8 protein-coding genes, 4 tRNA genes and 2 rRNA genes are annotated in these 12,217 nt (G+C 60.6%); all 14 read left to right on the top strand.

All coding sequences use genetic code 11. From position 1 onward, the window contains the following. Positions 1 to 101: ribosomal RNA gene (locus AC0KUR_RS26500) — 23S ribosomal RNA — on the top strand; the annotation flags it as partial. Positions 102 to 222: 121 nt separating this feature from the next. Further along, positions 223 to 335: ribosomal RNA gene (gene rrf / locus AC0KUR_RS26495) — 5S ribosomal RNA — on the top strand. A gap of 2,197 nt (positions 336 to 2,532) precedes the next feature. Further along, positions 2,533 to 2,618, top strand: a tRNA-Tyr gene (locus tag AC0KUR_RS26490). A 43-nt stretch (positions 2,619 to 2,661) separates the two neighbouring features. After that, a tRNA-Gly gene (locus AC0KUR_RS26485) sits at positions 2,662 to 2,735 on the top strand. A gap of 24 nt (positions 2,736 to 2,759) precedes the next feature. Next, a tRNA-Thr gene (locus AC0KUR_RS26480) sits at positions 2,760 to 2,834 on the top strand. A 66-nt stretch (positions 2,835 to 2,900) separates the two neighbouring features. Then, positions 2,901 to 4,091, top strand: a complete 1,191-nt coding sequence (tuf, locus tag AC0KUR_RS26475; RefSeq protein ID WP_006482910.1) for an elongation factor Tu — start codon at positions 2,901 to 2,903, stop codon at positions 4,089 to 4,091. A gap of 59 nt (positions 4,092 to 4,150) precedes the next feature. After that, positions 4,151 to 4,226, top strand: a tRNA-Trp gene (locus AC0KUR_RS26470). Between the two features lie 42 nt (positions 4,227 to 4,268). Further along, the gene (gene secE / locus AC0KUR_RS26465; protein WP_006482892.1) at positions 4,269 to 4,649 is read left to right on the top strand and encodes a preprotein translocase subunit SecE; all 381 of its coding nucleotides are present in this window, start codon (positions 4,269 to 4,271) and stop codon (positions 4,647 to 4,649) included. Position 4,650: 1 nt separating this feature from the next. After that, positions 4,651 to 5,208, top strand: coding sequence for a transcription termination/antitermination protein NusG (gene nusG / locus AC0KUR_RS26460; protein ID WP_006400672.1), 558 nt, complete (start codon positions 4,651 to 4,653; stop codon positions 5,206 to 5,208). A gap of 141 nt (positions 5,209 to 5,349) precedes the next feature. Continuing rightward, positions 5,350 to 5,781, top strand: coding sequence for a 50S ribosomal protein L11 (rplK, locus tag AC0KUR_RS26455; RefSeq protein WP_006477201.1), 432 nt, complete (start codon positions 5,350 to 5,352; stop codon positions 5,779 to 5,781). After that, complete coding sequence (gene rplA, locus AC0KUR_RS26450) at positions 5,782 to 6,480, top strand: 50S ribosomal protein L1 (RefSeq protein WP_006482906.1); 699 nt, start codon at positions 5,782 to 5,784, stop codon at positions 6,478 to 6,480. A gap of 308 nt (positions 6,481 to 6,788) precedes the next feature. Next, on the top strand, positions 6,789 to 7,286 hold the full coding sequence (gene rplJ, locus AC0KUR_RS26445) for a 50S ribosomal protein L10 (protein WP_034191212.1): 498 nt from the start codon (positions 6,789 to 6,791) through the stop codon (positions 7,284 to 7,286). Positions 7,287 to 7,349: 63 nt separating this feature from the next. Continuing rightward, the gene (gene rplL, locus AC0KUR_RS26440) at positions 7,350 to 7,724 is read left to right on the top strand and encodes a 50S ribosomal protein L7/L12 (protein WP_006477198.1); all 375 of its coding nucleotides are present in this window, start codon (positions 7,350 to 7,352) and stop codon (positions 7,722 to 7,724) included. A gap of 381 nt (positions 7,725 to 8,105) precedes the next feature. After that, positions 8,106 to 12,212, top strand: coding sequence for a DNA-directed RNA polymerase subunit beta (rpoB, locus tag AC0KUR_RS26435; RefSeq protein WP_034191213.1), 4,107 nt, complete (start codon positions 8,106 to 8,108; stop codon positions 12,210 to 12,212). Positions 12,213 to 12,217: the final 5 nt, after the last annotated feature.

Genomic DNA, 12,217 nt, shown 5'->3' with positions numbered 1-12,217 from the left:
CCTTGAAGGGTCGTTCGAGACCAGGACGTTGATAGGTCAGGTGTGTAAGCGCAGTAATGCGTTCAGCTAACTGATACTAATTGCCCGTAAGGCTTGATCCTATAACAAGTCTGTTTTACAGACAGCGGTTGAATGACCGCGATGTGCTGATACGCACAACTCAAAAATTACTGCTTCTTCCAAGATTGGTTGCGCTGCGAAGCAACGCAACAACCCTCTTTGCCTGATGACCATAGCGAGTCGGTCCCACCCCTTCCCATCCCGAACAGGACCGTGAAACGACTCTACGCCGATGATAGTGCGGGTTCCCGTGTGAAAGTAGGTAATCGTCAGGCTCCCTAAGCCAAGAACCCCCGCCCGAAAGGCGGGGGTTTTTGCATTTCGGCGACGAAAATGCACGTGCGCGGCCACGTGCAATGCGGTCGGAACTGATGCGTCGATGACGTCGACGCGGGCCGCGCTCGTATCCAGTCGGCGCAAATTCCCTCCGTCTGCTGGGTGGCTCAGCACCTGCAAATAGCAATTGGTGTCGCTGAGGTCGGCATCCTCTCGTCATCGACTCGAAGTGACGACACGCTCGGCCGACAGCCGGTCCGCTCGATCGCTTGTTCGCCGGAACTCCATGTCGAGGATTTGCACAACGCCATGTGGCTTGGCGCAATGGTTCTTGCCGTCAGGATGTTTGCCATCTCGTCCCATCTGCATGCGTACGGAAGCCTTCTCCCGCGAAAATTGCGGCACTCGTTCCATTGTTACGAGATCCCTCCTGCGTATTTCGCGACTGGGTCGGCTGCCGGTGTGAGCGTCGTACGGCTTGCGGCGCAGCTGAACTCCGACGTTTCTTGTCGAAGGTACGGAATGATCGAGGCGCCATGAAGCGGCACGACAGAGTTGCGTCGGATAACGCAAAGTGGTGCTATCAAGTGCCGTTCCTCGCCTAATCCGCCGGATATCGTCCGGATTCGACTCATTCGAGGCGGTGAGCACCCGGTTCGCGGCAAACGTAACGATCCGGCTGGAGTGCCAGTTGTAACGCCTGTGCGTCGCCCGGCAGGCGCTATCAACAATCCGCGCTGTTCTTTTTAACGAGCATGGGGCGGCCGCCTCAGAACACGTAGATTTCCTCGATGAGCGAATAGGCGGTGCCGCCGAAGCAGGCGCTTCCTTCTTCGATCGGCGCAAAGTGCGCGCCGTTTGCGTCGACGCCGGTCGATCGCACCGCGCACGTCGTGCTGAGATCGCGCAGCGCGGAATCCTTGGTTGGCGGAAACCGGCGTGTTGTGTCCCGGCCTTATTCCCGAGTCGGCACGGGCATCGCTGGGCAGCGCGCGCCGGTCATCAACGCCGCGGGGCAGAGGTCAGCTTTCCAGTGCCTCCGGAAGTATGAGGTGCGGCGAAAGCCCCTGCACCGAACCCCGCACAACTATTCACATTCAGCTGAACGAGATGGGCGTCGTGCGGGCACGCAGGATGTCGTGTGTACGCGGAGGATTCGCTGCGATAAGCCGACCAGATGCTGACGTTGGTCGGCCAGCGCGACGGGGAGAGGTAGCGGGCACCGTATTTCAGGACGTTTGCCAAGGTCGTGGTGCGGTGACCGTATATCATCGCCGAGCAAAGGCTGCAGCACGCCCCCCCCAGGCAGGTCGCGCTGTCGGATTCGGCGGGCGGGGCGCTGTCGCCGGCCGGGACGGGATAAACGGACGCATCGTTGGTCCGCCGTGCATAGGCGATCGCGTCCTGATTCATCGGCCATGCTGCGGTCGAACCGCTATGCGTCGAGCTCAGGCAGCGGACGTCGAGCACGCGGGCTTCAACTGATCATATGCGGCGAGAGCTGCTGCCGCTCCGGAGCGTCTCTCGGCGTGGTTTTTATCCTGGGCTTGCTGACGGATCTTCGCGATCGGGCTCGAGCGACACCGGGTGTCAGTGGCTGCGGCATGTGCGGCCGGTCCGCCCAAGGCCGTGAAGGCAATCGCAAGAGCGAGCAGGTGCATGGGAATCCACGCGGGAAGATGACGGAAGGCGAGGGTTGGTATCGCGCCGGCCGTAGGTTCGCGTGGGGGATTTCATCCGGGCGCGGCGGTGCCGTTGCCATGGCGCCACCACCGGAAGGTTCGGATAACCCCTTGCCGGGTACCCCGGGCAGTTCGAGCCTGGCCGCGGCGACGCGGGTAGCGAGTAGTCCCGATTTCGCGCAAGCAACTGCGTGCGGAAGCCGCCAGGCACACCGTCCGCGAGGTCGACGAAGCCGCCCGGCACGAAATTTGCGGAAATTTTGCGTCTACCCGCTTGGCATTGTGTGAAAGAGGTCGTATGATGGCGGTCTTTCGTTTTTAGCGCAGATGCAGATCGGCGCTAAGGGCGGAGTCTGACGAAGATGTGGCGCCGGTCGGCAACATCTCGTGCTTGCCTTAGCCGGGCAAGGGCGGGAGATCGGTGGTAAAGCGGGAGTCAGGAAGAGAGTGAAAATAATCTTCCGGATGTGCTTGACACGAGTGCGATGCACCCCCATAATCGTCAGTTCTCTACGGAGGGGTGCCCGAGTGGCTAAAGGGGGCAGACTGTAAATCTGTTGGCTTACGCCTACGTTGGTTCGAATCCAACCTCCTCCACCAAGATATCAGCGTAGCGAGCGGTAGGGAATCGTTAGTGGCCCGTGCGGGTGTAGCTCAATGGTAGAGCAGAAGCCTTCCAAGCTTACGACGAGGGTTCGATTCCCTTCACCCGCTCCAGACCGCGAAGTTGAAGCGTAAAACGCCCATGTGGCTCAGTGGTAGAGCACTCCCTTGGTAAGGGAGAGGTCGGCAGTTCGATCCTGCCCATGGGCACCAGCAGTAAAAAGTCAGTGTCTTGTTTGCGCGCGGCGCAACCTGTGAAATTCCTTTTGGGAGTTGAAAATGGCCAAGGAAAAGTTTGAGCGGACCAAGCCGCACGTGAACGTTGGTACGATTGGTCACGTTGACCACGGCAAGACGACGCTGACGGCAGCGATCACGACGGTTCTGACGAAGAAGTTCGGCGGCGAGGCGAAGGCGTACGACCAGATCGACGCGGCACCGGAAGAAAAGGCGCGCGGCATCACGATCAACACGGCACACGTCGAGTATGAAACGGCGAACCGCCACTACGCACACGTCGACTGCCCGGGCCACGCTGACTATGTGAAGAACATGATCACGGGCGCAGCGCAGATGGACGGCGCGATCCTGGTTTGCTCGGCAGCTGACGGCCCGATGCCGCAGACGCGCGAGCACATCCTGCTGGCGCGTCAGGTTGGCGTTCCGTACATCATCGTGTTCCTGAACAAGTGCGACATGGTGGACGACGCTGAACTGCTCGAGCTGGTCGAGATGGAAGTTCGCGAGCTGCTGTCGAAGTACGACTTCCCGGGCGACGACACGCCGATCGTGAAGGGTTCGGCGAAGCTGGCGCTGGAAGGCGACACGGGCGAGCTGGGCGAAGTGGCGATCATGAGCCTGGCCGACGCGCTGGACACGTACATCCCGACGCCGGAGCGTGCGGTTGACGGCGCGTTCCTGATGCCGGTGGAAGACGTGTTCTCGATCTCGGGCCGTGGTACGGTGGTGACGGGTCGTGTCGAGCGCGGCATCGTGAAGGTCGGCGAGGAAATCGAAATCGTCGGTATCAAGCCGACGGTGAAGACGACCTGCACGGGCGTTGAAATGTTCCGCAAGCTGCTGGACCAAGGTCAGGCAGGCGACAACGTGGGTATCCTGCTGCGCGGCACGAAGCGTGAAGACGTGGAGCGTGGCCAGGTTCTGGCGAAGCCGGGTTCGATCACGCCGCACACGCACTTCACGGCTGAAGTGTACGTGCTGAGCAAGGACGAAGGCGGCCGTCACACGCCGTTCTTCAACAACTACCGTCCGCAGTTCTACTTCCGTACGACGGACGTGACGGGCTCGATCGAGCTGCCGAAGGACAAGGAAATGGTGATGCCGGGCGACAACGTGTCGATCACGGTGAAGCTGATCGCTCCGATCGCGATGGAAGAAGGTCTGCGCTTCGCAATCCGCGAAGGCGGCCGTACGGTCGGCGCCGGCGTCGTCGCCAAGATCATCGAGTAAGCCAGTTATTCGTTGATCGACAGTTTTGGGGCTGGCCACAGCCGGCCCCAACATGGTTTAGGGGTATAGCTCAACTGGCAGAGCGTCGGTCTCCAAAACCGAAGGTTGGGGGTTCGATTCCCTCTGCCCCTGCCAAAAATAGCCACGTGTCCTACGTGGCATTTGTTTTAAGGTGTTATGGCGAATCCATCCGTCGAAACTGTAAATACCTCCGGCGATAAGCTGATGCTGGCCCTGGGTGTATTGCTGGTGTTGGCCGGATTCGTGGGCTTCTTCTGGCTGGCCAATCAGCAGTGGTATGTCCGCGGTGCCGCGTTGGCGGTAGGGATCATCGCCGGTGTGGCCGTCGGGCTGATGTCGGCCCCTGGCAAGAGCCTCATCGCTTTTGCCAAGGATTCGTACAAGGAAGTCCGGAAGGTCGTTTGGCCCACCCGCAAGGAAGCAACGCAAACCACGCTCGTCGTGTTCGGTTTCGTGCTCGTGATGGCGATTTTCCTCTGGTTGAGTGACAAATCGATCGAATGGGTGATTTTCTCGGCGATTCTGGGTTGGAAATGATATGAGCGATACTCCGGCATCCCCGAGCGGAAAACGTTGGTACGTCGTGCACGCCTACTCCGGTATGGAGAAGAGCGTGCAACGTGCGCTTCAGGAGCGCATCGAACGTGCTGGCATGCAGGACAAATTCGGTCAGATCCTGGTCCCGACCGAAGAAGTGGTTGAAGTCAAGGGCGGTCACAAGGCGGTGACCGAGCGTCGTTTCTTCCCCGGCTACGTGCTGGTGGAAATGGAGATGACGGACGAAACGTGGCACCTCGTGAAGAACACCGCGAAGGTCACCGGCTTCGTCGGCGGTGCGCGTAACCGCCCGACCCCGATTTCCCCGAAGGAAGTCGAGAAGATCATGTCGCAGATGCAGGAAGGCGTCGAGAAGCCGCGCCCGAAGACCCTGTTCGAAGTCGGCGAGATGGTGCGTGTCAAGGAAGGCCCGTTCACGGACTTCAACGGCACCGTCGAAGAAGTCAACTACGAAAAATCGCGCGTGCGTGTGTCGGTCACCATCTTTGGTCGATCCACCCCGGTCGAACTCGAATTCGGCCAGGTCGAAAAAGTTTGATCCCGATTCGGTGGGCAGCCTCGGCTGCCCACCTTCGCGCTTACGGCCCGCGTCATGGCCGTTGAGGAGCGTCAGTAGCCAGCGGCGAACGCGCGTTATTACTCACCGAACGCCCTTTCGGCGTTCCAATGAGGTTCACAAATGGCAAAGAAGATTATCGGCTTTATCAAGCTGCAGATCCCTGCAGGTAAAGCCAACCCGTCGCCGCCGGTCGGTCCGGCACTGGGCCAGCGCGGCCTGAACATCATGGAGTTCTGCAAGGCGTTCAACGCGCAGACTCAAGGCATGGAGCCGGGTCTGCCGGTGCCGGTGGTCATCACGGCATTCGCTGACAAGAGCTTCACGTTCGTGATGAAGACGCCGCCGGCAACCGTCCTGATCAAGAAGGCGGCGAAGGTGGACAAGGGCTCGAGCAAGCCGCACACCGACAAGGTCGGTTCGATCACGCGCGCTCAAGCCGAAGAAATCGCGAAGACCAAGATGCCGGACCTTACGGCAGCTGATCTGGACGCAGCCGTTCGCACCATCGCTGGTAGCGCACGCTCGATGGGCATCACTGTGGAGGGCGTGTAAATGGCTAAGATCTCCAAGCGCCGTCAGGCATTTGCCGCCAAGGTTGATCGTCAGAAGCTGTACGCGATCGAAGACGCACTGAGCCTCGTGAAGGAATGCGCGAGCGCGAAGTTCGACGAGTCGATCGACGTCGCAGTCCAGCTCGGCATCGATGCAAAGAAGTCGGACCAGGTCGTTCGTGGTTCGGTCGTTCTGCCGGCCGGTACGGGCAAGTCGGTTCGCGTTGCCGTGTTCGCGCAAGGCGAAAAGGCCGAGCAGGCACGTGCAGCAGGCGCGGAAATCGTCGGTATGGAAGACCTGGCTGAGCAGATCAAGGCTGGCCAGATGGACTTCGACATCGTGATCGCTTCGCCGGACACGATGCGTATCGTCGGTACGCTGGGCCAGATCCTCGGTCCGCGCGGCCTGATGCCGAACCCGAAGGTCGGTACGGTCACGCCGGACGTCGCAACCGCCGTCAAGAACGCGAAGGCTGGTCAGGTGCAATTCCGTGTCGACAAGGCCGGTATCATCCACGCGACCATCGGCCGTGCATCGTTCGAACCGACCGCACTGCGTTCGAACCTGTCGGCGCTGATCGAAGCGCTGCAGAAGGCCAAGCCGGCAACGAGCAAGGGCGTGTACCTGCGCAAGATCGCACTGTCGAGCACGATGGGCGTCGGCGTGCGTGTCGACCAGGCTACGCTGGCAGCACAGTAAGCAAGTATTCGGGCCGCTTCGTTCGCGAAGCGGCCTACATGGGCTTTGGGCGGTTGCTCGTGCAGCAAGGCGAGCAACCGGTTATCAAAGACCGTTGGTGGGGCGCAGCAGTCAGGTGATCCCTTAATTCAAGCCAACGCAGATGGCGAACCCGAAAAAGTTTTGCAGTGGTGAAGCCGCAGGCCGTGAAGCGATTCGCGGCGTGAGGTGGAAATACTCCTAACGAGGTCGGACGCCGTTGTTGAACGAGGTACGTGAGGTTTCGGCCATACCGGCCGCGCCGAACGTATCGTTTCTGGAGGCTAACCGTGCCGCTTAATAGAGAAGACAAGCAAGCCGTCGTCGCTGAGGTTTCCGCGCAAGTCGCGAAGGCCCAGACCGTTGTGCTGGCTGAGTATCGTGGAATTGCGGTTGGCGATCTGACCAAGCTGCGCGCGCAAGCGCGTGAGCAGAAGGTTTACCTGCGCGTGTTGAAGAACACGCTGGCGCGTCGCGCTGTTGAAGGTACGCCGTTTGCTCCGCTGGCAGAGCAGATGACTGGTCCGTTGATCTACGGCATCTCGGAAGATGCAATTGCTGCTGCTAAGGTCGTCAACGACTTCAGCAAGGGCAATGACAAGTTGGTCATCAAGGCTGGTTCGTTCGATGGCAAGGTGATGGACAAGGCTGGCGTGCAAGCGCTGGCAAGCATCCCGAGCCGCGAAGAACTGCTCTCGAAGCTGCTGTTCGTTATGCAATCGCCTGTTTCGGGCTTCGCGCGTGCTCTGGCAGCGCTGGCCGAGAAGAAGCAAGCGGAAGCTGCATAAGCGAGCGTGCATCAGCGTTACTGATCGCTGGCTGTATCCGAATTCAATTTAGGAGTATTTCAAATGGCAATCGCAAAAGAAGACATCCTGGCAGCAGTCGAAGGGATGACCGTTCTGGAACTGAACGAACTGGTCAAGGCGTTCGAAGAGAAGTTTGGCGTGTCGGCAGCTGCAGTGGCAGTCGCTGGCCCGGCAGGCGGCGGCGCTGCTGCTGCTGCAGAAGAGAAGACCGAATTCACGGTCGTCCTGGCTGAAGCCGGCGCCAACAAGGTTTCGGTCATCAAGGCCGTTCGCGAACTGACGGGCCTGGGCCTGAAGGAAGCGAAGGACCTGGTTGACGGTGCACCGAAGCCCGTCAAGGAAGGCGTCGACAAGGCTGCTGCTGAAGAAGCCAAGAAGAAGCTGGAAGAAGCTGGCGCGAAGGTCGAAGTCAAGTAAGTTTCGACGCGCTGTGCGAAGGCTGGCGGTATTTTCACCGCCGGCCTTTTTGTGCTTTGTGGGGACGTTATTCTGGCACTCATTCGGGAGCCCGAATAATCGGCCCCAGAAGCCAAAGAAAACCGCCTGATCGTTGTGAAAGATCACGCACGATTGGCGGTTCTCTTTGTCTTCTGAAGCGACTGCAGAAGGCAAGTTTGGTCGGGTAGCGGGCAACACAGGCATCCGCTGCCGTCAGCCAGCGGTTGGTAGCGGCCAACCACCAAGCTTCTCGGCTCGTTCAAGCCGTCGAACGGCCATCGGGTCTCAGTCGGTGAACACTCGGGTTTGAAACGTCCAGGTATTCCGCCTCGATAGCACCCGCCGTGATTCGGAGATCGTATGCAATATTCCTTCACCGAGAAGAAGCGCATTCGCAAGAGTTTCGCGAAGCGCCCCATCGTTCACCAAGTTCCGTTCTTGCTGGCTACCCAGCTTGAATCATTCAGCACGTTTCTGCAAGCCGATGTGCCGGCGACGCAACGCAAGCCTGAAGGTTTGCAGGCCGCGTTCACATCGGTATTTCCCATTGTTTCGCACAACGGTTTCGCGCGCCTCGAGTTCGTGAGCTATGCGCTGTCCTCGCCGGCATTCAACATCAAGGAATGCCAGCAGCGTGGCCTGACGTACTGCTCCGCGCTGCGCGCGAAGGTCCGCCTTGTCATCCTCGACAAGGAATCGCCGAACAAGCCGGTCGTCAAGGAAGTGAAGGAGCAGGAAGTGTACATGGGCGAAATTCCGCTCATGACGCCGACGGGCTCGTTCGTCATCAACGGCACCGAGCGTGTCATCGTCTCGCAGCTGCACCGTTCGCCGGGCGTGTTCTTCGAACACGACAAGGGCAAGACGCACAGCTCGGGCAAGCTGCTGTTCTCGGCACGGATCATTCCGTACCGCGGCTCGTGGCTCGACTTCGAATTCGATCCGAAGGACATCCTGTACTTCCGCGTCGACCGTCGCCGCAAGATGCCGGTCACGATCCTGCTGAAGGCCATCGGCCTGACGCCGGAACAGATCCTCGCGAACTTCTTCGTGTTCGACAACTTCACGCTGATGGACGAAGGCGCGCAACTCGAGTTCGTGCCCGAGCGCCTGCGTGGTGAAGTCGCGCGTTTCGACATCACGGATCGTGATGGCAAGGTCATCGTCCAGAAGGACAAGCGGATCAACGCGAAGCACATTCGCGACCTCGAAGCCGCGAAGACCAAGTTCATCTCGGTGCCGGAAGACTATCTGCTCGGCCGCGTGCTGGCGAAGAACGTCGTCGACGGCGACACCGGCGAAGTGATCGCGAGCGCGAACGACGAAGTCACGGAAAGCGTGCTCGAGAAGCTGCGCGAAGCGGGCATCAAGGACATCCAGACGCTCTACACGAACGACCTGGACCAGGGCCCGTACATCTCGTCGACGCTGCGTGTCGACGAAACGACCGACAAGACGGCCGCGCGCATCGCGATCTACCGCATGATGCGTCCGGGCGAGCCGCCGACCGAAGAAGCGGTCGAGGCGCTGTTCAACCGTCTGTTCTACAGCGAGGAAGCGTACGACCTGTCGAAGGTCGGCCGCATGAAGTTCAACCGCCGCGTCGGCCGTGACGAGATCGTCGGCCCGATGACGCTGCAGGACGACGACATCCTCGCGACGATCAAGATCCTCGTCGAGCTGCGCAACGGCAAGGGCGAAGTGGACGACATCGACCACCTCGGCAACCGTCGCGTGCGTTGCGTCGGCGAACTGGCGGAAAACCAGTTCCGCGCGGGTCTCGTGCGTGTCGAGCGCGCGGTCAAGGAACGCCTCGGCCAGGCCGAAAGCGAAAACCTGATGCCGCACGACCTGATCAACTCGAAGCCGATTTCGTCGGCGATCCGCGAGTTCTTCGGTTCGTCGCAGCTGTCGCAGTTCATGGACCAGACCAACCCGCTGTCGGAAATCACGCACAAGCGCCGTGTTTCCGCACTGGGCCCGGGCGGTCTGACGCGCGAACGCGCAGGCTTCGAAGTCCGCGACGTGCACCCGACCCACTACGGCCGCGTGTGCCCGATCGAAACGCCGGAAGGTCCGAACATCGGCCTGATCAACTCGCTCGCACTGTACGCGCACCTGAACGAATACGGCTTCCTCGAGACGCCGTACCGCAAGGTCGTGGACAGCAAGGTGACCGACCAGATCGACTACCTGTCGGCGATCGAGGAAGGCCGCTACATGATCGCGCAGGCGAACGCCGCGATCGACGAGAACGGCCAGCTGATCGACGAACTCGTGTCGTCGCGTGAAGCCGGCGAAACGATGATGGTCACGCCGGACCGTATCCAGTACATGGACGTCGCGCCGTCGCAGATCGTGTCGGTGGCAGCCTCGCTGATTCCGTTCCTCGAGCACGATGACGCGAACCGTGCACTGATGGGTTCGAACATGCAGCGTCAGGCGGTGCCGTGTCTGCGTCCGGAAAAGCCGGTCGTCGGTACGGGCATCGAGCGCACCTGCGCGGTCGACTCGGGTACGACGGTTCAGGCGTTCCGCGGCGGCGTCGTCGACTATGTCGACGCGGGCCGTATCGTGATTCGCGTGAACGACGACGAAGCAGTCGCAGGTGAAGTCGGTGTCGACATCTACAACCTGATCAAGTACACGCGTTCGAACCAGAACACGAACATCAACCAGCGTCCGATCGTGAAGATGGGCGACAAGGTCTCGCGCGGCGACGTGCTGGCCGACGGCGCCTCGACGGACCTGGGCGAGCTCGCGCTCGGCCAGAACATGCTGATCGCGTTCATGCCGTGGAACGGCTACAACTTCGAGGATTCGATCCTGATCTCGGAGAAGGTGGTCGCGGACGATCGCTACACGTCGATCCACATCGAAGAGCTGAACGTCGTTGCACGCGACACGAAGCTCGGGCCGGAAGAAATCACGCGCGACATCTCGAACCTGGCGGAAGTCCAGCTCGGCCGTCTCGACGAATCGGGCATCGTGTACATCGGTGCCGAAGTCGAAGCAGGCGACGTGCTGGTCGGCAAGGTCACGCCGAAGGGCGAGACCCAGCTGACGCCGGAAGAGAAGCTGCTGCGCGCGATCTTCGGCGAGAAGGCTTCGGACGTGAAGGACACGTCGCTGCGCGTGCCGTCGGGCATGAGCGGCACCGTGATCGACGTCCAGGTGTTCACGCGTGAAGGCATCCAGCGCGACAAGCGTGCGCAACAGATCATCGACGACGAACTGAAGCGCTACCGCCTCGACCTGAACGACCAGCTGCGCATCGTGGAAGGCGACGCGTTCCAGCGTCTCGCCCGCATGCTCGTGGGCAAGGTCGCGAACGGCGGCCCGAAGAAGCTCGCGAAGGGCACGAAGATCGACCAGGCTTACCTGGAAGACCTCGACCACTACCACTGGTTCGACATCCGGCTGGCGGACGACGAGGCAGCGGCGCAGCTCGAAGCGATCAAGAACTCGATCGAGGAAAAGCGTCACCAGTTCGACCTCGCGTTCGAAGAGAAGCGCAAGAAGCTCACGCAAGGCGACGAACTGCCGCCGGGCGTGCTGAAGATGGTCAAGGTGTACCTCGCGGTGAAGCGCCGTCTGCAGCCTGGCGACAAGATGGCAGGCCGTCACGGTAACAAGGGTGTCGTGTCGAAGATCGTTCCGATCGAAGACATGCCGTACATGGCCGACGGCCGTCCGGCAGACGTCGTGCTGAACCCGCTCGGCGTGCCGTCGCGGATGAACGTGGGTCAGGTTCTCGAAGTGCACCTCGGCTGGGCCGCGAAGGGCCTCGGCTGGCGTATCGGCGAAATGCTGCAGCGTCAGGCGAAGATCGAGGAACTGCGCGTGTTCCTGACGAAGATCTACAACGAGTCGGGCCGCCAGGAAGACCTGGAAAGCTTCACCGACGACGAGATCCTCGAACTCGCGAAGAACCTGCGCGAAGGCGTGCCGTTCGCGACGCCGGTGTTCGACGGTGCGACCGAGGAAGAAATGGGCAAGATGCTCGACCTCGCGTTCCCGGACGACATCGCCGAACAGCTCGGCATGAACCCGTCGAAGAACCAGGTCCGTCTGTACGACGGCCGCACGGGTGAAATGTTCGAACGTCGCGTGACGCTCGGCTACATGCACTACCTGAAGCTGCACCACTTGGTCGACGACAAGATGCACGCGCGTTCGACCGGCCCGTACTCGCTCGTCACGCAGCAGCCGCTGGGTGGTAAGGCGCAGTTCGGTGGCCAGCGTTTCGGTGAAATGGAAGTGTGGGCACTCGAAGCGTACGGCGCGTCCTACGTGCTGCAGGAAATGCTGACGGTGAAGTCGGACGACGTGACCGGCCGGACGAAGGTGTACGAAAACCTCGTCAAGGGCGATCACGTGATCGATGCAGGCATGCCGGAATCCTTCAACGTGCTCGTGAAGGAAATCCGCTCGCTCGGTATCGATATCGATCTCGACCGCAATTAATCGGA

This window comes from Burkholderia sp. YHN3-13, assembly GCF_055810675.1.
The sequence above is the reverse complement of the archived record's forward strand: the minus strand, read 5'-3'. Positions and strand labels throughout refer to the sequence as shown.

Excerpts from the sequence above, each read along its gene's own strand:
- secE (WP_006482892.1), top strand. The coding sequence starts at position 4,269 with ATGGCGAATCCATCCGTCGAAACTGTAAATACCTCCGGCGATAAGCTG.
- nusG (WP_006400672.1), top strand. The coding sequence starts at position 4,651 with ATGAGCGATACTCCGGCATCCCCGAGCGGAAAACGTTGGTACGTCGTG.
- rpoB (WP_034191213.1), top strand. The coding sequence starts at position 8,106 with ATGCAATATTCCTTCACCGAGAAGAAGCGCATTCGCAAGAGTTTCGCG.
- rplA (WP_006482906.1), top strand. The coding sequence starts at position 5,782 with ATGGCTAAGATCTCCAAGCGCCGTCAGGCATTTGCCGCCAAGGTTGAT.
- rplL (WP_006477198.1), top strand. The coding sequence starts at position 7,350 with ATGGCAATCGCAAAAGAAGACATCCTGGCAGCAGTCGAAGGGATGACC.
- rplK (WP_006477201.1), top strand. The coding sequence starts at position 5,350 with ATGGCAAAGAAGATTATCGGCTTTATCAAGCTGCAGATCCCTGCAGGT.
- tuf (WP_006482910.1), top strand. The coding sequence starts at position 2,901 with ATGGCCAAGGAAAAGTTTGAGCGGACCAAGCCGCACGTGAACGTTGGT.